Source organism: Streptomyces sp. NPDC021080 (assembly GCF_044333225.1).
Classification (GTDB): Bacteria; Actinomycetota; Actinomycetes; order Streptomycetales; family Streptomycetaceae; genus Streptomyces.
Genome location: NZ_JBIRQM010000004.1, coordinates 65,694 through 86,875 on the forward strand (window position 1 = coordinate 65,694; position 21,182 = coordinate 86,875).

Below are 21,182 nucleotides of genomic sequence, written 5' to 3' on the forward strand. Positions count from 1 at the left end.
ACACCCCCCGGGCGGCGTCCTTACTGTCACGCCAGCATTTCGAACGTGTGACGAAATTTCGAACAGAGCTGAAAGCACAGGGGGCATCTGCCGTGCGCATCACGGGAATCACCACACACGTGGTCGGGACACCCTGGCGGAACCTGACCTACGTCCAGGTGCACACCGACGAGGGCATCACCGGGGTCGGCGAGACCCGCATGCTGGGCCACACCGACGCGCTGATCGGCTACCTGCACGAGGCGCAGGCCAACCATATTCTCGGCTCCGACCCGTTCGCGGTCGAGGACCTGGTCCGCCGGATGAAGTACGGCGACTACGGACGCGCCGGCGAGATCGTGATGTCGGGCATCGCGGTCGTCGAGATGGCCTGCTGGGACATCAAGGGCAAGGCGCTCGGGGTGCCGGTCTGGCAGCTCCTCGGCGGCAAGGTCACCGACAGGGTCAAGGCCTACGCCAACGGCTGGTACACCACCGAACGCACCCCGGAGGCCTACCACAAGGCCGCCCAGGAGGTCGTCGCCCGGGGCTACAAGGCCCTGAAGATCGACCCCTTCGGCACCGGGCACTTCGAGCTGGACCACGAGGCCACGCTGTACTCGGTGTCGCTCATCGAGGCGGTGCGCGACGCGATCGGTCCCGAGACCGAGCTGATGCTGGAGATGCACGGCCGCTTCTCGCCGTCCACCGCCGTCCGTCTCGCCCACGAGCTCGCGCCCTTCAAGCCCGCGTGGCTGGAGGAGCCGGTGCCGCCGGAGAACCTCAAGGCGCTGGAGAAGGTGGCCGCCAAGGTCGACATGCCCCTCGCCACGGGCGAGCGGATCCACGACCGCATCGAGTTCCGCGAGCTCTTCGAGAGCCAGGCGGTCGACATCATCCAGCCCGACGTCGGCCACATCGGCGGCATCTGGGAGACCCGGAAACTGGCCGCGACCGCCGAGACCCACTACATGCTGGTCGCGCCGCACAACGTCGGCGGGCCGGTCCTGACCGCCGCCTCCCTCCAGGTCGGCTTCACCTCGCCGAACTTCAAGATCCTGGAGCACTTCAACGACTTCGCCGACGCGGAGATCAAGAAGGTCGTCAAGGGCGCCCCGCAGGTCGTGGACGGCTACTTCGAGCTGTCCCACGAGCCGGGGCTGGGCGTCGAACTGGACGTCGACGCGGCGGCCGAGTTCCCGCAGCAGCAGGCCCGCTTCGACCTGTGGGCCGACGGCTGGGAGCAGCGCAAGCCCAAGGGGGCGAAGTGAGCACCGCGGTCGTCGTCGAGGGTCCGGGCGAGCACCGGCTGGTCCCGCACGAGCCGGTCCGCCCGGCGGCGGGCGAGGCGCTCGTACGGGTGCACGCGGTCGGCATCTGCGGCAGCGACCGCGAGGTCTACCAGGGCAACCGGCCCGAGGGGTACGTCCGCTACCCGCTGACCCCGGGCCACGAGTGGTCCGGGACCGTCGAGGAGGTCGGCGCCGGCGTCCCGGCGACGCTCGTCGGCCGCAAGGTCGTCGGCGAGGGCTTCCGCAACTGCCAGGTCTGCGACCGTTGCCACGCGGGCGAGACAACGTTGTGCACGGCCGGGTACGAGGAGACGGGATTCACCGTCCCCGGGGCGATGGCGGGCACGCTGACGCTGCCGGCCCGGCTGCTGCACGTCCTGCCCGACGACGCCGACCTGAGCGCCGCCGCGCTGCTGGAGCCGGCCGCCTGCATCGCGGCCGCCGCGCTCAAGGCGAACGCGCGGCCCGGTGAGCGCGTGGCCGTGGTGGGCACCGGGACGCTCGGGATGTTCGCCGTGCAGTTCCTGAGGGCGGGATCGCCGGCCGAGCTGCTCGTGGTGGGCACCCGTCCCGACCGGGCCTCGCTGTCGAAGGACTTCGGTGCCACCGACTTCCGTACCCGGGACCAGGAGCTCCCCGACGACTTCGACGTCGTGATCGAGACCGCCGGGTCCGCGTCCGCCGCGCGCACCGCCGCCTCCCTGCTGCGGCGCGGCGGGCGCCTGGTCCTCACGGGGATCCCGGCGCCGGGTGCCGAGGGTCTGGACCCGACCGACCTCGTCGTACGGCAGCTGGAGGTGCACACCGTGTTCGGGGCGCCGCCCGAGGCCTGGGCGCACACGGTACGGGTCTTCGGCGCGGGTCTGCTGAACCCGTCCCCCCTGGTGACCCACGAACTGCCGCTCGCCGCGTTCCCGGAGGCCATCGAACTGGTGGGCTCCGGTGATCCCGAGGTCGGCAAGGTCCTGCTGAAGCCGTGACCCTCCGAACCGTACGCCGGTACGGGGTTCCTGACGGCCCCGTACCGGCGTACACCAAGGCCTCGCGCGCCCACCGTCGCGAACCATGCCCGAAATATCGAACAATGAAGGACAGCTCGTGACCGACGCCTCTCCCACGGCGCCCCGTCGACCCGGCGAGCCGGCCCTGGCCGCGCTCGGCCTGGCCGCGCCCGCCCTCTCCCCCGCCGACGCCTCGCCGCACACCTTCCCCGGAGGCGGTCGCTGGCGCACCGAGGTCCCCTCCGTGGAGGGACCCGAGGCGCTCGCCGTGGTCCTCAAGGAGGCCTCACGGCTCGACGTACCGATCCACCGGATCAGCCAGGGCAGCGGCATCTGGATGCTGACCGACGCCGAGATCACCGAGATGGTCGAGGCCACCGGCGAACGCGACATCGAACTCTGCCTGTTCACCGGCCCGCGCGGCACCTGGGACATCGGCGCCTCGACGCGCACCGACTCGCACGGCGCGGGGCTGCGCGCCCGCGGCCACGACGCGGTGGCCGGCTGCGTCGAGGACGCCGTCCGGGCGACGGAGCTGGGCGTCAAGTGCCTGCTCGTCGCCGACGAGGGCGTGCTGTGGACGCTGCACCGGGCGCGGGTCGCCGGGATCCTCCCGGCCGACACGACGTTCAAGGTCTCGGCGCTGATCGGCCCGGTCAACCCGGCCTCGTACGCCGTGTACGAGAACCTCGGCGCCGACTCGCTGAACGTGCCGAGCGACCTGACGCTCGATCACCTCACCGAGATCCGGCGGGTCTCCGCCGCCCCCATGGACATGTACATCGAGGCCCCCGACGATCTCGGCGGGTACATACGGATGTACGAGGTCGCCGAGCTGATCCGGCGCGGCGCACCGCTGTATCTGAAGTTCGGGCTGTCCAGGACCCCCGGCATCTACCCGTACGGACACCATCTGCGGGACCTGACCCTGAGCACGGCCCGGGAAAGGGTGCGCCGTGGCCGGCTCGCCCTTGACCTGCTGACACGGCACGGAGCGGGGGACGACATGGCGCCGCTCGGCTCCCGTCTGCCCGGGGTGCTCTCGCGATTCGACACTCCCTCATAACGTTCGCACAAACCCCCTTCACACAAGCAGACACAGTCGCGCACAATCCAACACACCTTCTCGGCCTCACCCGCAACGCTCCCGGAACGTCCCAGCTCCGTGAGACCCAGCCCGGTCCAAGACATCAAGGATGATGATCATGCGTAACCGCAGAGCCGCACTCGCCGCCATAGCCGGAGCCGCCTCCCTCGCCCTGACCCTCACCGCCTGTGGCCAGAGCGGCGAAGGCGGCAGCAAGGAGGACAAGGGCAGCAGCAAGGGCGGGACGATCGGCATCGCGATGCCGACCAAGTCCTCCGAGCGCTGGATCGCCGACGGCAACAACGTCGTCAAGAACCTGGAGTCCAAGGGCTACAAGACCAAGCTGGTCTACGGCGAGGACGACCCCCAGCAGCAGGTCTCGCAGATCGAGAACCTGATCACGCAGGGCGTCAAGGCGCTGATCGTGGCGGCCATCGACAACAAGTCCCTGGACAACGTGCTCCAGGAGGCCGCGGACGCCCACATCCCGGTCATCGCCTACGACCGTCTGATCCTCGGCACGAAGAACGTCGACTACTACGCGTCCTTCGACAACTCCAAGGTCGGCGAGCTCCAGGGCAACTACATCCTGCAGAAGCTCGGTCTCGCGGACGGCTCGAAGAAGGGCCCGTTCAACATCGAGCTCTTCGCCGGCTCGAACGACGACAACAACACGAAGTACTTCTTCGGCGGCGCGATGAAGGTGCTGCAGCCCTACATCGACAAGAAGCAGCTCGTCGTCCAGTCCGGCCAGACCGCGCTCAACCAGGTCACCACCCTGCGCTGGGACGGCGCGACCGCCCAGAAGCGCATGGACGACATCCTCACCAAGTCGTACGCCAGCAAGAAGGTCGACGCGGTCCTCTCGCCGTACGACGGCATCTCCATCGGCATCCTGTCGGCGCTGAAGTCGGACGACTACGGCTCCAAGAGCAAGCCGCTGCCGATCCTCACGGGCCAGGACGCCGAGCTGGCGTCGGTGAAGTCGATCATCGCGGGCGAGCAGACGCAGACCGTCTACAAGGACACCCGCGAGCTGGCCAAGATCGCCTCGACCATGGTCGACGACGCCCTCAAGGGCAAGAAGCCGCAGACCAACGACACCACGACCTACGACAACGGCTCGAAGGTCGTCCCCGCCTACCTCCTCCAGCCGGTGAGCGTCGACAAGTCCAACTACCAGTCGGTCCTGGTCGACGGCGGCTACTACACGGCGGACCAGCTCAAGTAAGCGTCGAACCTTACGGATTGGAAGGCACGACCATGGCGGGACCCGTCCTGGAAATGCGCTCGATCGTCAAGACCTTTCCCGGCGTCAAGGCGCTGTCGGACGTCACTCTGACCGTCCAGCAGGGCGAGGTCCACGCCATCTGCGGTGAGAACGGCGCCGGCAAGTCGACCTTGATGAAGGTCCTCTCCGGCGTCCACCCGCACGGGAGTTACGAGGGCGAGATCCTCTTCGAGGGAGAGGCCTGCGGCTTCAAGGACATCCGGGCGAGCGAGCACCACGGCATCGTCATCATCCACCAGGAACTGGCGCTGTCGCCCTACCTCTCCCTCGCGGAGAACATCTTCCTCGGCAACGAGCACGCCAAGCGCGGTTTCATCAACTGGAACACGACCCTGCGGCACGCCACCGAGCTGCTGCGCCGGGTCGGTCTGAGCGATCACCCCGAGACCCGCGTCGCCGACATCGGCGTGGGCAAGCAGCAGCTCGTGGAGATCGCCAAGGCGCTCTCGAAGAAGGTGAAGCTGCTCATCCTCGACGAGCCGACCGCGGCCCTCAACGACGAGGACAGCGACAAGCTCCTGGACCTGATCCTGGAGCTGAAGAAGCAGGGCATCACCTCGATCATCATCTCCCACAAGCTCAACGAGATCCGCAAGGTCGCCGACTCGGTGACGATCCTGCGGGACGGCCGGACCATCGAGACCCTCGATGTGAAGGCGCCGGAGACGACCGAGGACCGGATCATCAGCGGCATGGTCGGCCGGGACCTCGACCACCGCTTCCCCGAGCGCACCCCGCACCACCCGGAGGAGGGTGCCGCCCCGGCGCTGGAGATCCGCGACTGGACCGTGCACCACCCGATCGACCAGCAGCGCAAGGTGGCCGACGACGTGTCGCTGCAGGTGCGGCGCGGGGAGATCGTCGGTATCGCGGGCCTCATGGGCGCCGGCCGCACCGAGCTCGCGATGAGCGTCTTCGGGCGGTCGTACGGCCGCTACGCGGGCGGGACGGTCCTCAAGGACGGCAAGGAGATCCGTACCAGGACCGTCGCGGAGGCGGTCGGCCACGGCATCGCGTACGTCACCGAGGACCGCAAGCACTACGGGCTCAACCTCATCGACACCATCAACCGCAACATCTCGCTGACCGCCCTGGACAAGGTCGCCCACCGGGGCATGGTCGACGAGCACGAGGAGCGCCAGGTCGCCGAGCGCTACCGCACGTCGATGAACATCAAGGCGCCGACCGTCTTCGAGCCGGTGGGCAAGCTCTCCGGCGGCAACCAGCAGAAGGTCGTCCTCAGCAAGTGGATCTTCGCGGGTCCGGACGTGCTGATCCTGGACGAGCCGACCCGCGGCATCGACGTGGGGGCCAAGTTCGAGATCTACACGGTCATCGACAAACTGGCCGCCGAGGGCAAGGCGATCGTCTTCATCTCCTCCGAGCTGCCCGAACTGCTCGGCATGTGCGACCGCATCTACACCATGGCCGCCGGGCGGCTGACCGGTGAGTTCTCGCGGGCCGAGGCCACGCAGGAAGTGCTGATGCGTCAGATGACGAAGGACAAAGAGGTAACGCGATGAGCACCGATGTGACCAACACCCCGGCCGAGGCACCGCCGGGCAAGGACGGGAGCGGCGGCACCGGGGAGAACCTGGTACGGCTGATGCTCGACGGCATGCGCAGCAACATGCGCCAGTACGGCATGCTGATCGCCCTCGGCCTGATCGTCGTCCTCTTCGCGGTCTGGACCGACGGAAGCCTGCTGCTGCCGCACAACATCTCCAACCTGGTCCTGCAGAACAGCTACATCCTGATCCTCGCGATCGGCATGATGCTGGTGATCATCGCGGGCCACATCGACCTGTCGGTCGGTTCGCTGACGGCGTTCGTGGGCGCGTTCGCGGCCGTGCTGACGGTGCAGCACGGCGTGTCGTGGCCCATCGCCCTGGTGCTGAGCCTGGTGGTGGGCGCCGTGGCGGGCTCGGTCCAGGGATTCCTGATCGCCTATCTCGGCATACCGTCCTTCATCGTCACCCTCGCCGGGATGCTGATCTTCCGCGGTATGACCGAGATCCTGCTCAAGGGGCAGACCCTCGGCCCGTTCCCGGGCGGCCTGCAGAAGATGGGCAACGGCTTCCTGCCGGAGGTCGGCCCGACCACCAACTACCACAACATCACGCTGCTGCTGGGCCTGGCCGTGATCGTCTTCGTGGTGCTGCAGGAGATCCGTGACCGCAAGCGCCAGCAGGAGTTCTCGCTGGACGTGCTGCCGGCCAAGCTGTTCCTGCTCAAGCTGGTCGCGCTGGTCGCCGCCGTCCTCACCGTCACGATGATGCTCGCCAGCTACAAGGGCGCGCCGATCGTGCTGCTGATCCTCGGCGCGCTGGTCGTCGGCTACGGCTACGTCATGCGCAACGCCGTCTTCGGCCGTCACATCTACGCGATCGGCGGCAACCTCCCGGCGGCGAAGCTGTCGGGCGTCAAGGACAAGAAGGTCACCTTCTATGTCTTCCTGAACATGGGCATGCTCGCGGCCCTGGCGGGTCTGGTGGTAGCCGCCCGCCTGAACGCGGCCTCTCCGAAGGCCGGCCTGAGCTTCGAGCTGGAAGCGATCGCCTCGTCGTTCATCGGCGGCGCGTCCATGAGCGGCGGTGTCGGTACCGTCCTCGGCGCGATCGTCGGCGGTCTGGTCCTCGGCGTGCTGAACAACGGCATGAACCTCCTCAGTGTCGGCACCGACTGGCAACAGGTCATCAAGGGCCTGGCCCTGCTGGCCGCGGTCGGCTTCGACGTGTGGAACAAGCGCAAGGTCGGTTCGTAAGTCAGCCGGGGCCCCGCCAGAAGGCGGGGCCCCCTCCATTGGGCAGGAGCCGCAAAATGGAAACGAGCAGACGTACGGTCATCGCAGCGGCGGCGGCAGCGGGCTTAACCGCGGCCACCATCGGCACGGCGCACGCATCGGGCGGAAAGAAGCCCGTGAAGGAACTCTTCGGCAAGCTCGCCGACGGGACCAAGGTCCACCGGTGGTCGCTGGAGAACGGCGGCACACGGCTCAAGGTCCTGTCGTACGGCGGAATCGTCCAGTCCCTGGAGATCCCCGACCGGCACGGCAGGTACGAGAACGTCTCCCTGGGCTTCGACAACATCGAGGACTACGTCGCGAAGACGCCGTACTTCGGTGCTCTCATCGGCCGGTACGGCAACCGCATAGCCAAGGGCCAGTTCACCCTCGACGGCACGGGCCACCAGCTCTCCGTCAACGACGGCGTCAACAGCCTGCACGGCGGCGCCAAGGGCTTCGACAAGCGCGTCTGGGACGTGGAGGGCTTCACCTCCGGCTCCGACACGGGGCTCGTCCTGCACTACACCAGCATCGACGGCGAGATGGGCTACCCCGGCACGCTCCGGGCGAAGGTCACCTACACCCTGACCCGGCACGGCGACTGGCGCATCGACTACGAGGCCACCACCGACAAGGCCACCGTCGTCAACCTCACCAGCCATGTGTACTGGAACCTCGCCGGTGAGGGCAGCGGCTCGATCTACGACCACGAGCTCGAGATCGCGGCCTCCCGCTACACCCCCGTCGACTCGGGCCTGATCCCCACCGGGGAACTGGCGAAGGTCGCCGGCACCCCCTTCGACTTCCGTCGGACCAAGACCGTCGGCCGCGACATCCGGGTCGCGAACCAGCAGCTCCTGTACGGCAAGGGCATCGACCACAACTGGGTCCTCGACAAGGGCATCACGGCGAGGCCCGAGCATGTCGCCACGCTGCGCGACCCGTCCTCCGGCCGCACCCTGAGCATCGCGTCCAACGAACCCGGCCTGCAGTTCTACTCGGGCAACTTCCTGGACGGCACCCTGGTCGGCACCGGCGGTCGCATCTACCGCCAGGGCGACGCCCTGTGCCTGGAGACCCAGCACTTCCCGGACTCCCCGAACCATCCGTCGTTCCCCTCGACGGTGCTGCGGCCGGGGCAGACCTACCGGACCAGCACGGTCCACTCGTTCGGCGCGTGACCGTACCTCACAGCCGGTTCACAAAATCCGCACGACCTCACAACGATTGAACAGCGCCCCAGCCGTATCCGTATGAGAGGGCGGCCCGTGCTCCCCCGCACGGGCCACCCAGAGAACGGGGGCCCGTCCTCCCCAACGGGCTCGCCCTATACGGAGGTTCCATGGCCGGCAATGTCACCTCGCTCTTTCGCGGCACCGCGGCGCACAGCCCGTCGATGGCCGCACTGACGCGGGAGGGCGACGGAGCCGGCCCGGTGGACTTCTGCATCCCCTGCAACCCGTACTTCCCCACGCCCGCGATGTTCGACGAACTCGCGGGCCGGCTGCGCGAGATCATCACCTACTACCCGAGCAGCGCCGACACGATCACCAGCGAGCTGTGCTCGCTGCTCCAACTTCCGCCGCAGTGCGTCGCGATGGGCAACGGTTCGACCGAACTCATCACCTGGATAGACCACTTGCTGGTCCGTGAGTCCCTCGCGATCCCCGTCCCCACGTTCGGCCGCTGGACCGACCAGCCGATGGAGACCGGCAAGCGGGTCGACATGTTCCCGCTCCAGGAGTCCAACGGCTTCGCGCTCGACCTCGCCGCGTACGCCAAGTTCATCCGCTCGCGCGGCACCAAGGTCGCCGTCATCTGCAACCCGAACAACCCCGACGGCGGTTTCCTGCCGCGCCAGTCGGTCATCCAGTTCATGGACGCGATGGCCGACCTGGACCTGATCGTCATCGACGAGTCGTTCCTGGAGTTCGCCGACGCCGAGTCGGAGCCCAGCGTGGTCGAGGACGCGGTCATGAGACCCAACGTCATCGTGCTGCGCAGCCTCGGCAAGAACTTCGGGCTGCACGGCATCCGCTTCGGCTACATGGTCGCCAACCCCTCGCTGGCGGGCAGGGTCCGCTCGATGCTGCCGAAGTGGAACCTCAACTCCTTCGCGGAGACCGTGGTGTTCATGCTCAAGAACCACGGCAAGGAGTACATGGAGAGCCTGCACATGGTCCGCCGCGACCGGCTCGACATGGCCCGCCAGCTCTCCGCGCTGCCCGGCCTGACGATCTACCCCTCGCAGGGCAACTTCCTGTTCGTGCGTCTTCCCGTCGGCGCCGAGGGCACCGTGGTCCGGGACCGGCTGCTCACCGAGCACCGCATCCTGGTCCGCGAGTGCGGCAACAAGGTCGGCTCGTCCAGCCGCTTCCTGAGACTCGTGGTACGCCCGCAGACGGATGTACGCCGCCTGGTGGCCGGCCTGGAGCAGGTGCTGTTCGGGTCCCGGAAGGAGACCGCCGTACCCGAGCTGAGCAATGGGACCGGCTACGGCTCGGGTACGGCCATGGTGGACCGTCTCGTCGGCTCGACCAACGGGGCGGGGATGCAGGGGCTGGCCGCGCAGGCGAACGCCTGGCCCGGACAGCCCGTCCAGGCGCCGCAGCCGGTGGCCGCCGCCGCCCCGCAGCCCAGCCTGCCCTCCGTTCCGCAGCAGCCGCGTCCCGCCGCGGCCTCGCCCTACCCGGCCCAGCAGCCCGCCCCGGTCTACCCCTCCCCGCAGCAGCCCGCGGCAGCCCCGTCCTACCCCTCCCCGCAGCCCGCCAGCTGGCCGGCCGCGGCCCAGGCTCCCGGTGCGATGCCGGCCCAGATGCCGCCCGCGGCCATGCAGGCCCCGTCGCCCGGTCTCCAGCCGGCCGGCCAGACGGGCATGCCCGGGATGGCGGGCGCCGCCTCCATGGGCGCGCAGGGCGGTCTGACGGCGGCCCAGGTCCGCGGCCGGACACAGCCGGAACCTCCTCCCCCACCTCAGTCGTCGAGCAGCGGCAGCGGCTGGGGCGCCGTCGGCGCCCTGCTGTACAACCAGGCCGGTTAGGCCACTCCTGTACCACCGGGCGGATCTCCGCCCGGCCGGCCTCCCCACGGGCCGGGCGGGATCCCCGCGTGACCGGCCTCCCCACGGGCCGGCCGCGGGGGACCGCCCACGATCTGGGCCGCCGGGCGGCGGCAGAGGTATCCCCGCCCGACGCCCGAGGACCCCTCTTCCTTCGCTGGCGCCGCGTTCCCCGCGCCGGCCCCCACGGCGGAGCGCCGGGCGGACCGAGCCGCCGGCGTCTCCGCTCTTTCCCCGTCCCGCCCGGTCGCGCCTCCCGTACGACCGGGCGGGGTGCGACCGGAGCCCGTACGGCCGAAGTCCGTGCACCTCCCCCGGAGTCCGGGGCAACGTGTCCGACAAGGAACTTGACGGACTGTTACTTTACGGAACTGACAGCTTACCGACAGCACCCCTCCCTAAGGTGCCGTGCTCATGACAGACACCCCCACGAACGACACGTCAGAGGCCCCTGTCGGGCGCCGGACCGTACTGATCGCCACGGGCGCCTCCGCCGCGGCCCTGGCCGTGGCCGCGGCGGCACCCGTCGCCCCCTCCCCCGCACCCGTCACCGGCCCGGCCGACGCGGCTCCCGCCGCGGCGGCCGTCTGCACCCTCACCAAGGAGATGACCGAAGGCCCCTACTACCTCGACGGACAGCTCGTCCGCTCCGACGTCACCGAAGGCAAGGCGGGCGCCCCCCTCAAGCTCGTCCTCACCGTCGTCGACGCCGCCTGCGCGCCGGTCGGCAACGCCCTCGTGGAGATCTGGCACTGCGACGCGCTCGGCGAGTACTCCGGATACGTCGGCAACAACGGCCACAGCGAGGCGGACGACGGCACGTTCCTGCGCGGCGGCGTGCTGACGAACACCTCCGGCGTCGCGAACATCACCACGATCTACCCCGGCTGGTACCGGGGCCGCTGCGTGCACATCCACGTCAAGGTGCACACCGGCGTCACCCTCACCTCCGACGGCTCCTTCACCGGCGGACAGGAACTCCACACCGGCCAGCTCTTCTTCAGCGAGACGATCACCACGGCGATGGCCAAGGTGTCCCCGTACTCCACCAACAAGGTCACCCGCACCACCCTCACCCAGGATTCCGTCTACGACGGCGGAGGCGCCTCCTCCGGCCTCCTGACCCTGACGGCCCTGGGAAGCACCGCCTCCGCCGGCTACACCGGCACCCTGACGCTCGGCGTCGAGACGAGCTGACCCGGCCCTTTCCCCCCACGGAGGCCGGGGGCGGTCCGCGACCCGCGGGCCGCCCCCGGCCGCGCCCATACCGCGTAATCCCCCGCGCCGGGATCGTCGTACGACCATCGAATGACCTGCTCCTGTGGACAATGGCCGCACCTTCCCCCGGTTCCCGGGCCCGGCCCGAACGGGGAAAGCCCCCGTCGCCGTCCCCCGGGAGAACCCGCATGGTGTTGAGCAGACGTACCTTCAGCGCACTCGCCGGTACCGCCGCTCTCGGCCTCTCGCTCGGCGGCAGCGGCAGCGACCAGGCCTGCGCGGCCGGAAGGACGCTCCTCGCACCCACCGGACCCGCGCCCGCGCCGCCCGCCGCCGACGGCCGGAAGCACACCGTCGGCTTCGACCGCTACTCGATGCTGATCGACGGCAGGCGCCTGGTGATCTGGTCGGGCGAGTTCCACCCGTTCCGGCTGCCGAGCCCGTCCCTGTGGCGGGACGTCCTGCAGAAGATGCGCGCCCACGGCTACAACGCGGTCAGCATCTACGTCGCCTGGAACTACCACTCCCCCGCGCCCGGACAGCACGACTTCACCGGGGTCCGCGACCTCGGCCTGTTCCTGCGGACCGCCGCCGAGACCGGGCTGTACGTCATCCTGCGCCCCGGCCCGTACATCAACGCCGAGGTCGACGCGGGCGGCTTCCCCGGCTGGCTGACGGCCACACCGGGGGTGGCCCGCACCTCCGATCCCACCTATCTGGAGTACGTCGACCAGTGGCTGACCGCCGTCGACCTGATCGCCTCCCGGCACCTCTACACCGACGGCGGCGGCACGATCGTCCTGTACCAGCTGGAGAACGAGTACGACAACCATGTGACCGAGCCCGCGGGCCGCGACTACATGGCGCACCTGTACGCCAAGGTGCGGGCCGACGGCATCGACGTGCCCCTCTTCCACAACGACAAGGGCAGGAACGGCCATTGGGCCCCCGGCACCTTCGACACGGGCGGCGAGCGCGGGCGTTACCTGTACGGCTTCGACGGCTATCCCTCCCCGTTCAAGACCCCGCCGGACTGGGGCCGCTTCGGTCCCGGAGGCCCGCAGGGCGGCTCGACCGCCAGCCCGGACACCCCGGGGTTCATCCCCGAGTTCGGAGGCGGCTGGTTCGATCCCTGGGGCGGGGCGGAGTTCGACGGCCTCGGATACGCCGAGTCCCGCCGCACCCGGGACGCGGCCTACGAGCGGCGCTTCTACCTCACCAACCTCGCCAACGGCATCACCGTCCACAACGTCTACATGACCTTCGGCGGCACGTCCTGGGGCTGGCTGCCCGCGCCGATCGTCTACACGTCGTACGACTACGGGGCCGCCATCGACGAGGCACGGCAGCCGACCGGCAAGCTCGTCCCGATGCACCAGATCGGCCGGCTGCTGCAGTCGGTGCCCGACCTGGCCAAGCTCGACCGCGCCGATCCCCTCCCGGGGGACGGCACGGGAGCGGGCCCCGGCATCACCGCGTACCACCTGGTCAATCCGGACACCGGCGCCCGCTTCCACGTGCTGCGCAACGACACGCCTTCCGAGGCCGTCGCCACCGTGACGCTCGGCGGAGCGAGGGCCGAGGTGCCGGTGCCCGGCCTCGACGCGCGGCTGCTCGCCGCCGGAATCGCCCTGGGTCGGCGGAAGCTGAGCTGGTCCACCGCCCAGCCGATGCTGTGGCTGACCGCGGGACGGCAGGACATCGCCGTGTTCACGGGGCGGGCGGGCGAATCGACCCGCACCTGTCTGGAGGCCACGAGCGAGCCGAAGGTCACCGTGCTGGACGGGGACGCCGGGCACGGCTACGAGGACGGCGTCCTGCGGATCGACGCCGTGCTCGGCGGCATCACCCGGGTCCGGGTGGAGGGCGGCGGCGTCCCGGCTCCCCTGCTGCTGCTCTTCGCCGACGACGACGGCTCCCGCCTGCTGTGGCGCTACGACACCCCGTCGGGCCCGGTGCTGGTGCGCGGCCCCGCGCTGCTGCGCACGGCCGCCCTGCGCGGCACGACCGCGCATCTCACCGGCGACACGGTGGACGCGGCGGACCTGGAGGTGTGGGGGCCGCGCGGGACGAGCGGACTCGTCTGGAACGACGCCGCGCTGGCGTCCCGCGCCACTGCCTCCGGGAGTCTGCGGGCCGAGCGGCCGCTGGCCGGTGCGGGCCGGGTGCGGCTGCCCGCCCTGACCGGCTGGCGCCGGGCCGAGGGCGATCCCGAGGCGGCCGCCGATCACGACGACACCGAATGGCGGGTGACCGACCGGACGTCCTCCTGCAGCATCACTCCGGTACCGGCAGGACAGCCCGTGCTGTTCGCCGACGACTACGGCTTCCACTACGGGGACGTCTGGTACCGGGGGCACTTCGCGGACGCGGGCGGCGCGGACTCCGTGTCCCTGTCCTACGTCGCCGGCACCCAGGGGCTGTTGATGGCCTGGCTGGACGGTGAGCCGCTGGGCACCCACCGGATGCCGGTGCCGGACAAGAAGACCGTGCGCAGGGGGACCTGGACCGCCACCGCCACCTTCCCCGTCCGGCCGCGGGAACGGCGGTCCCATGTGCTGTCCGTCCTGGTCCGGCCCATGCAGCGCGACGAGGACGGCAGGGCCGACGACACGCACAAGGCGGCCCGGGGGCTGACGGCCGTCACCTTCACCGGGGCCGCTCCGGCCGTGCGCTGGCGCATCCGGGGCGCGACGGCCCCCGACCCGGTGCGCGGACCGCTCAACACCGGTGGTCTGCACGGGGAGCGGCACGGCTGGCACCTGCCGGGCTTCGCGGACGGCGGCTGGACGGCGGCCGGCTTCCCGCGCGCCGAACGGCGCCAGGGCGTCACCTGGTACCGCACCGGCTTCCGGCTCGCCGTGGACAGCGGGACGGACGCGTCGATCGGGCTCACCCTCACGGACGATCCGGCCCGCGCCTACCGCGTCCAGATCTTCCTGAACGGCTGGAACATGGGCCAGTACATCAACGACGTGGGCCCGCAGCACACGTTCGTCCTGCCCAACGGGGTGCTGCGCACGCGGGGGCACAACACCCTGGCCCTCGCGGTGCTGTCCGACGGGACCACCGCCGCGGGACCGGGCCGGGTGGAACTGACGCTGCTGGGCAGCGCGGCCGGAGGAGTACCGGTGACCCCGGTTCCCTCGCCCGGCCCGATCGACCGGCCTTCTTCGGAAGGCCGTTGATCCGGATCATGTCGACGTGCTCGTTGAACTGTCCGGTCCGGTGCTGCGTACCAGTCGACGGGGACGGCACCGTCCCGCTCGGCGTCCTGCCGGGGAAACGGGCCGGCGGGCACGCGCCTGCCGTGGGTCGCGTCGTGCAGTGGCCGCCGAGGTGTCGGCGGCGGCAGGGATGCACGGTGCTCGGAGAAGGGGTTGAACGATTTCCGTTGATTCGGACCGCCCGGACAGCAGTGCCCCCGGCTCAGCGGCCCCGGTGAGGCAGGGGACAAGGGGGGCCGCTCCGTCCGCCGGTCGGCAGGTGCCGGGTCTGGACGGCCTGCGCGGACTGGCAGCGTTGTACGTGGTCCTGTTCCACTGCTGGCTGTACACCTTCCCGGGGTATCCCGACAGTTCGGCGCCTGCGTGGCTGGGCGTGCTGATGTTCGGGCGTCTTGCCGTCGTCTTCTTCCTGGTGCTGTCCGGCTTCTCCCTGGCGATCGCCCCGGCGCGTCACGGTTGGCGATCGGGCGGGGTCGGCCGGTTCCTGCGACGCCGCGCCTGGCGCATCCTGCCTCCGTACTGGGCAGCACTGGCCATGAGTCTGATCATTTCCTGGTTCGTGGTGCCGGCTTCGCACTACGGGGAACCCACTGCCGCGTCGGTTCTGGTGTACGGCGTCGTCGCCCAGGACATTTTCACCGCCCCGACGCCGAACGGCGCATTCTGGTCGATCGGAGTGGAAAGCGAACTCTATCTTCTCTTTCCCCTTTTCCTGTTCGTCCGGCGCCGGCTGAGCGCGGCGGCCCTGGTCGCCCTGGTGACCGTTCCGGTGATCGCCCTGGGGCTGTCGGCGACCGGTGCGAATCCCGTGGAGGGCGCCAACGGGCTCGCTCCCCATCTCGCTCCCGTGTTCGTCATCGGCATGGCGGGGGCAGGCGTCGTCGTTGCGCCGGAGAGAATTCAACGCCTTCCCTGGGGATGGTTCGCCGTACTGGCCGCCGCGCCCGTCCTGGCTCTCGGCGTCGTCCAGGGGCCCGTCTGGACGGTGGAGCACTACTTCTGGATCGATCTCGCGGTCGCTCCGGCCATGGCGATGCTGCTTGCCGCCGTTGCCACCGGTGGATCCGTCACCCTCGTACGGTTCCTGACCACGCGACCCGTTCAGCATCTCGGCAACTTCTCCTACAGCCTCTATCTGATCCATCTGCCGATCGTCATGGCTGTCATCCGTCGAGCGGCTCCGCACTTCGTATCGCCCGGTCTGCCCACCTTCTGGTTCACACTCGTTCTGGCTCTGCCGATCTCGGTGCTCGGGGCATGGCTGTTCTCTCGGATCTTCGAGATGCCCTTCAAGCGGAGCAGATCCTGGAAATCCGTGATCGCGCAGGGGCGTTCCCGCCGGGCCGGCACGGACCCTCGAGAGATCGCGAGTGAGCCTGCGACTCTGTGAGCGTTTCCCCGGAGCGCGAGACGCCCCGGACCGGAGAGGTCCAGGGCGTCCAGGCGACTGATCGTCACGGGAGAACCGTTCGGGCCGACCCGGGGATCCGGCCCGCAGGCGGGACAGGGAGCGGCCCGGGTTTCCCGATGACCGTGCGGTCACTAGTCGACCAATGTCCAGTGCTGGTTGGCCGATCCGTCGCACTTGAACTGGGCGGCCGCGGCGCCACTGGCGGTGCTGGCACCCGAAATACCCAGGCACAGACCGCTCTTGCGGTTCACCAGCGCGAAGTAGTCCCCGTCCCAGTCCTTTTCCCAGTCCTGATTGAGATCGCTGGACCCGTTTGCCGTGATGGCCACCGAACCGACCGCGGTACTGGCACCATCGATTCCGAGGTTCAGACCCGACTGGTAATTCTCGAAGGAATACCAGGTGCCGGCTTCGGTCAGGACCGAGTACCAGCGCTGCAGATAGCTTCCGTTATCGGCCTGCTGGGTGACCTTGGCACCGTTGGCGGAGCTTGCAGCCGTCAGGTACTTTCCCGACTTGAGGTTTTTGATCAAACTGGTGGAACCGGAACCGAGGGCGCCGACGGACGGTGTCGGGGTGCCGCTCTGCAGCGATTCGGCCTGAGCGATCGCCGGGCTGACCACGGCCATCAGCGCCCCGGCCAGAACGGCCGCGACGGAATTCCTGATGCGTAATGCGCGCAAGGTGCCTCTCCCTGTTCTTGGTGCTTTCGGTGTCACCGGGAGCACTCAATCAGGGGGTCGATCGATTCGCCAGACCGTTCGAGGACTTCGGCCGAAAGAAGATCATCAACATGGTCGGCTTCACCGTTCGAGAGCCACGGGCGCCATGGCGGGACATCGCGCATTAAATCTGTTCCGGGCACCGTCGGCGTCGCGCCCACTCCTGTATCCGCAATTCCTATTTTTTACGCCATTGCCCAGAGCCGCGTTGCCGCCCTCGTCGGGACCTTCGGTGCGCGTCCGGATTTCGCCACGGTGTGCGGCCGAGGTGGCGGAGGGGTGCCGGTGCGCAGTCCGCGCCCGTGCCGCAGGAAGTACGGTCCGTCCGCGGGGCGGGTCCTACGCCAGCCGGATCACGTTCCAGGACAGCGGCTCCAGGACGGCGCCGAGCGCGCCGCCTCGGAGCGTGGTCCCCTCGACCGGGTGCGGGGTGACCCGCTCCGGTTCGCGCAGGCTGTTGACGGCCTCCGGATCGGCGTCGGCGAGCGCGCTGTGCCCGACGACCCGCGTCAGCCCCGTCCGCCCGAGGGCGACCTCGAGCGGCAGCGGCTCGGTCCGGCTGCGGTTGACGGCGAAGACGGTGACCGAGCCGTCCTCCGCGCGTACCGCGGTGGCGTGCAGCAGGTCCACCTCGCCGTACTTCCGGGTCGTGTACGTCGGCGAGTCCACCCGGACGTCGAGGACCTGCCCGCGCCCGTACGCCGAGGCCTGGGCGAACGGGTGGAAGGTCGTCTGCCGCCAGGCCGGGCCGCCCGGTTCGGTCATGATCGGCGCGATGACGTTGACGAGCTGGGCGAGACAGGCGACGGCCACCCGGTCCGCGTGCCGCAGCAGGGCGATGAGCAGCGAGCCGAGGACGACCGCGTCCGTGACGGTGTAGACGTCCTCCAGCAGGCGCGGGGCCTCCTGCCAGTCCTCGACCGGGTGCGGGTTCGGCCTGCTCTGGTACCAGACGTTCCACTCGTCGAAGGACAGGTTGATCTTCTTCTCGGACTTCAACCGGGCACCCACGTGGTCGCAGGTGGCGACCACGTTCTCGATGAACGACTCGGTGTCGACGGCGGAGGCGAGGAAGGAGTCCCGGTCGCCGTCGGTCTCCTCGTAGTAGGCGTGCAGGGAGATGTGGTCGACGAGGTCGTACGTCTCGGCCAGGACCGTCGCCTCCCACGCGGCGAAGGTCGCCATCCCCTGCCCGGACGAGCCGCACACGACGAGTTCGAGGCCGGGCTCGATCTGCCGCATCGCGCGGGCGGTCTCGGCGGCGAGCCGGCCGTACTCCCCGGCGGTCTTGTGGCCGGTCTGCCAGGGGCCGTCCATCTCGTTGCCGAGGCACCACAGCCTGATGCCGAACGGGTCCTTGTCGCCGTGCGCGATCCGCAGGTCGGAACGGGCGGTCCCCGAGGGGTGGTTGGCGTACTCCTGGAGCGCCAGGGCCTCGGCGACCCCGCGCGTGCCGAGGTTGACGGCCATCATCGGCTCGGCCTGCGGGCCGATCTTCCGCACGAAACCGATGTACTCGCCGAGCCCGAAGCGGTTGGTCTCGGTGGAGCGCCAGGCGAGGTCCAGCCTGCGGGGCCGGTCCTCGGCGGGGCCCACCGAGTCCTCCCAGGCGTAGCCGGAGACGAAGTTGCCGCCGGGGTAGCGCACGGCGGTGACACCGAGTTCGCGGACGAGCTCCAGCACGTCGGTGCGCAGGCCCTCGGCGTCGGCCGAGGGATGGTCCGGTTCGAAGATGCCGGTGTAGACGCAGCGGCCGAGGTGCTCGACGAAGGAACCGAAGAGACGGGGGCCGGCCTCACCGACGGTGAAGGCGGGGTCGAGGACGAAGCGGGCGGTACGCATGGTGTCCTTTCGGGGCGCCGGAGGTGGGATCTCACCGATCGTTCGACATTTCGGAGGACGGTCGCAGCTCCGAACGGAAACGTAGGCAGGAAGCGCTTGCTCGTCAACGGTTCACGCAAGCGGCGAGCCCGACGGGCGGTGGGCCGGGACGTGGTGGGCGCGAAACAGCGATTCCCCACCCGGCGGTCGTCAACCGGGCGGGGAATCGCGCGCATTCGGACCGGAGATCGCCGACTGGGCGGCGCATCACTTGTGTCCGGACCTGAGATCGCCGACCGGGTGGCACATGGCTCGCGTTCGGGCCTGCGATCACCGACCGGGCGTGGAACCACCTGCGTTCGGACCGGTGACCGTCAGCCGGGCCGGCGATCCAGGACGTCCGGCTATCCGGCGAACTCCGGCTGCGGCAGCCCCTTGCCCGCGCCCGGGACGACGAGCAGGGAACCGGACATCGGGTGCGGCGCCGTGAGGCCCGTACGCGCGGTGGTGATGTACAGGTCGGTGAGGTCCGCACCGCCGAACGCGCAGGCGGTGGGGCGGCGCACCGGGAGCGCGAGAACCCGGTCCAGGGCGCCGTCCGGCGTGTAGCGGTGGACCGCTCCGCCGTCCCAGAGGGCCGCCCAGACACCGCCCTCCGCGTCCACCGTCAGGCCGTCGGGGAATCCGTTCTCCACGACGGCGAACGGACGCCTGCCGAAGGGCAGTCGATCGTCCCCGATGTCGAACACGTCGATGCGGCGGGTCGGCGAGTCGACGTAGTAGACCCGGCGGCCGTCGGGGCTCCAGCCCGTGCCGTTGCTGACGCTCACGTCGTCGAGGATCACGCGGACCGTTCCGTCCGGGGCGATCCGCGACAGGGTGCCCCCGCCTGGCGCCTCGTCGTAGCGCATGGTGCCGCACCACAGCGAGCCGTCGGGCGCGACGGCCGCGTCGTTGGCGCGCCGGCCGGGTACGGGCTCCCGGTGCAGCCAGCGGAACGAACCGCCGACCACGGCGGCCCCTGTGGCTCCCCCCGACGCCACGGGGGACTCGCCGGAGCCGGCCGGCCCGTAAAGGCCCACGCCGTCACGGAGGTTGACGACCAGTCCGCCGCCCGCGCGGGGCTTGGCCGCACCGACGTGCTGCTCGGTGGCCATCACCGTGCGGCGGCCGGAGACGGGGTCGTAGGTGTGGATCCGGGAGCCGAGGACGTCGACCCAGACGAGCCGCCCGGCCCGGGCGTCCCAGGTCGGGCCCTCGCCGAGCGCCGCGTGCGCGGGGACCGCGACCTCGACGGCGGTCACCGCGCGTTCCGGTGGCCGAGCCGCTCGGACAGCTCCGCGGCGCCCTTCACCGCGAGCTGCTCCAGCTCGGCGCGGCGCTCGTCGCTCCAGCGGATCATCGGTACGGAGATCGAGAGCGCGGCGACGACCTGTCCGGCGCGGTCGCGCACCGGGGCGGCGACGCAGCTGACGTCCGGGTTGGACTCACGGCTCTCGACGGCGATCCCGCGACGGCGGATCTCGGCGAGGGCCTCGCGCAGGGCGCCCGGCTCGGTGATGCTGTTGGGGGTCATCGCCACGAGGTCGGCGTCGTCGGGGACGCGTGAGGTCAGCTCCGGCTCGGAGAGGGAGGCGAGCAGCATCTTGCCGACGGAGGTGCAGTGCGCGGGAAGGCGGCGGCCGGCCGCCGAGACCATGCGCACGGCGTGCGTGGAGTCGACCTTCGCGATGTAGATGACGTCGGTGCCCTCGAGGATCGCCACGTGCACGGTCTCGTCGCAGGTCTCGGCGACGGAACGGGCGACCTGCTGGCCCTCGGCCGCGAGGTCGAGCTGCTCGGCGTAGCGGCTGCCGAGCTGGTACGGGCGCACGCCGAGCCGGTAGCGTCCCGGCTGACCGGGCACCTGCACGATGTACGACCGGGCGGCGAGCGTGGTCACCAGTTCGTGCACGGTCGTGCGCGGGAGCTGGAGCCGGCGCACGATGTCGGGGGCGGAGAGAGTCCCGTCCCCGTCGAGAAAGAGCTCCAGTATGTCCAGAGCCCGGGTCACGGCAGGTACGAGGCGTCCCACAACCGGCCCCCTCTCTTTTGTTCGAAATTTCAACAGACGATCGGGATGACGAACACAGGCTAGTCATTCGCCCTGGGGCGGGCAATGGTTTGCGGGGCCCCGTACCGGCAGGCCTCCGCGCCGCCCGACGACGGGCCGCGCCCAGGAGGGTACGAAAGGCTCGTGCCGGACTCCCCGCGGCCCGCACGACTCCGGGTTCACCGGCCGACCGCCCGC

General features: G+C 70.0%; 15 protein-coding genes. 11 read left to right on the plus strand and 4 right to left on the minus strand.

Annotation, left to right across the window (positions count from 1 at the left end):
- Positions 1-92: 92 nt before the first annotated feature.
- From ACH4S8_RS11065 to ACH4S8_RS11115, 11 genes are all read left to right on the plus strand, one after another.
- Positions 93-1,250, plus strand: a complete 1,158-nt coding sequence (locus ACH4S8_RS11065) for a mandelate racemase/muconate lactonizing enzyme family protein (protein ID WP_398392428.1) — start codon at positions 93-95, stop codon at positions 1,248-1,250.
- Positions 1,247-2,251, plus strand: a complete 1,005-nt coding sequence (locus ACH4S8_RS11070; protein ID WP_398392429.1) for a zinc-binding dehydrogenase — start codon at positions 1,247-1,249, stop codon at positions 2,249-2,251. The genes ACH4S8_RS11065 and ACH4S8_RS11070 overlap by 4 nt, the downstream gene beginning before the upstream one ends.
- 118 nt (positions 2,252-2,369) lie before the next feature.
- Positions 2,370-3,338, plus strand: a complete 969-nt coding sequence (locus ACH4S8_RS11075) for a hypothetical protein (RefSeq protein ID WP_398392430.1) — start codon at positions 2,370-2,372, stop codon at positions 3,336-3,338.
- A gap of 139 nt (positions 3,339-3,477) precedes the next feature.
- The gene (gene chvE, locus ACH4S8_RS11080; RefSeq protein WP_398392431.1) at positions 3,478-4,590 is read left to right on the plus strand and encodes a multiple monosaccharide ABC transporter substrate-binding protein; all 1,113 of its coding nucleotides are present in this window, start codon (positions 3,478-3,480) and stop codon (positions 4,588-4,590) included.
- A 32-nt stretch (positions 4,591-4,622) separates the two neighbouring features.
- Complete coding sequence (gene mmsA, locus ACH4S8_RS11085) at positions 4,623-6,173, plus strand: multiple monosaccharide ABC transporter ATP-binding protein (RefSeq protein ID WP_398392432.1); 1,551 nt, start codon at positions 4,623-4,625, stop codon at positions 6,171-6,173.
- Complete coding sequence (gene mmsB / locus ACH4S8_RS11090) at positions 6,170-7,414, plus strand: multiple monosaccharide ABC transporter permease (RefSeq protein WP_398392433.1); 1,245 nt, start codon at positions 6,170-6,172, stop codon at positions 7,412-7,414. The genes mmsA and mmsB overlap by 4 nt, the downstream gene beginning before the upstream one ends.
- 56 nt (positions 7,415-7,470) lie before the next feature.
- Positions 7,471-8,616, plus strand: coding sequence for an aldose epimerase family protein (locus ACH4S8_RS11095; RefSeq protein WP_398392434.1), 1,146 nt, complete (start codon positions 7,471-7,473; stop codon positions 8,614-8,616).
- 161 nt (positions 8,617-8,777) lie between these two features.
- Positions 8,778-10,475: an aminotransferase class I/II-fold pyridoxal phosphate-dependent enzyme gene (locus ACH4S8_RS11100; protein WP_398392435.1), complete on the plus strand. Its 1,698-nt coding sequence runs from the start codon at positions 8,778-8,780 to the stop codon at positions 10,473-10,475.
- A 432-nt stretch (positions 10,476-10,907) separates the two neighbouring features.
- Entirely contained in the window at positions 10,908-11,690 is a 783-nt protein-coding gene (locus ACH4S8_RS11105) for an intradiol ring-cleavage dioxygenase (RefSeq protein ID WP_398392436.1), read from the plus strand.
- Positions 11,691-11,899: 209 nt separating this feature from the next.
- Entirely contained in the window at positions 11,900-14,899 is a 3,000-nt protein-coding gene (locus ACH4S8_RS11110; protein ID WP_398392437.1) for a beta-galactosidase, read from the plus strand.
- Positions 14,900-15,197: 298 nt separating this feature from the next.
- On the plus strand, positions 15,198-16,328 hold the full coding sequence (locus tag ACH4S8_RS11115; RefSeq protein WP_398392438.1) for an acyltransferase family protein: 1,131 nt from the start codon (positions 15,198-15,200) through the stop codon (positions 16,326-16,328).
- A 152-nt stretch (positions 16,329-16,480) separates the two neighbouring features.
- Here the strand turns inward: ACH4S8_RS11115 and ACH4S8_RS11120 are convergent, their stop codons facing one another.
- From ACH4S8_RS11120 to ACH4S8_RS11135, 4 genes are all read right to left on the minus strand, one after another.
- The gene (locus ACH4S8_RS11120) at positions 16,481-17,032 is read right to left on the minus strand and encodes an RICIN domain-containing protein (protein WP_398392439.1); all 552 of its coding nucleotides are present in this window, start codon (positions 17,030-17,032) and stop codon (positions 16,481-16,483) included.
- A 378-nt stretch (positions 17,033-17,410) separates the two neighbouring features.
- The gene (locus ACH4S8_RS11125; protein WP_398392440.1) at positions 17,411-18,913 is read right to left on the minus strand and encodes an alpha-N-arabinofuranosidase; all 1,503 of its coding nucleotides are present in this window, start codon (positions 18,911-18,913) and stop codon (positions 17,411-17,413) included.
- A gap of 383 nt (positions 18,914-19,296) precedes the next feature.
- Positions 19,297-20,196 (minus strand): SMP-30/gluconolactonase/LRE family protein, encoded by a 900-nt coding sequence (locus ACH4S8_RS11130; protein WP_398392441.1) that lies wholly within the window; start codon positions 20,194-20,196, stop codon positions 19,297-19,299.
- Positions 20,193-20,966 carry an IclR family transcriptional regulator gene (locus ACH4S8_RS11135; protein ID WP_398392442.1) on the minus strand — a complete coding sequence of 258 codons (774 nt, stop codon included), beginning with the start codon at positions 20,964-20,966 and terminating at the stop codon, positions 20,193-20,195. The genes ACH4S8_RS11130 and ACH4S8_RS11135 overlap by 4 nt, the downstream gene beginning before the upstream one ends.
- Between the last annotated feature and the right edge of the window lie 216 nt (positions 20,967-21,182).

Excerpts from the sequence above, each read along its gene's own strand:
- chvE (WP_398392431.1), top strand. The coding sequence starts at position 3,478 with ATGCGTAACCGCAGAGCCGCACTCGCCGCCATAGCCGGAGCCGCCTCC.
- mmsA (WP_398392432.1), top strand. The coding sequence starts at position 4,623 with ATGGCGGGACCCGTCCTGGAAATGCGCTCGATCGTCAAGACCTTTCCC.
- mmsB (WP_398392433.1), top strand. The coding sequence starts at position 6,170 with ATGAGCACCGATGTGACCAACACCCCGGCCGAGGCACCGCCGGGCAAG.
- ACH4S8_RS11095 (WP_398392434.1), top strand. The coding sequence starts at position 7,471 with ATGGAAACGAGCAGACGTACGGTCATCGCAGCGGCGGCGGCAGCGGGC.
- ACH4S8_RS11100 (WP_398392435.1), top strand. The coding sequence starts at position 8,778 with ATGGCCGGCAATGTCACCTCGCTCTTTCGCGGCACCGCGGCGCACAGC.
- ACH4S8_RS11105 (WP_398392436.1), top strand. The coding sequence starts at position 10,908 with ATGACAGACACCCCCACGAACGACACGTCAGAGGCCCCTGTCGGGCGC.
- ACH4S8_RS11110 (WP_398392437.1), top strand. The coding sequence starts at position 11,900 with ATGGTGTTGAGCAGACGTACCTTCAGCGCACTCGCCGGTACCGCCGCT.
- ACH4S8_RS11125 (WP_398392440.1), bottom strand. The coding sequence starts at position 18,913 with ATGCGTACCGCCCGCTTCGTCCTCGACCCCGCCTTCACCGTCGGTGAG.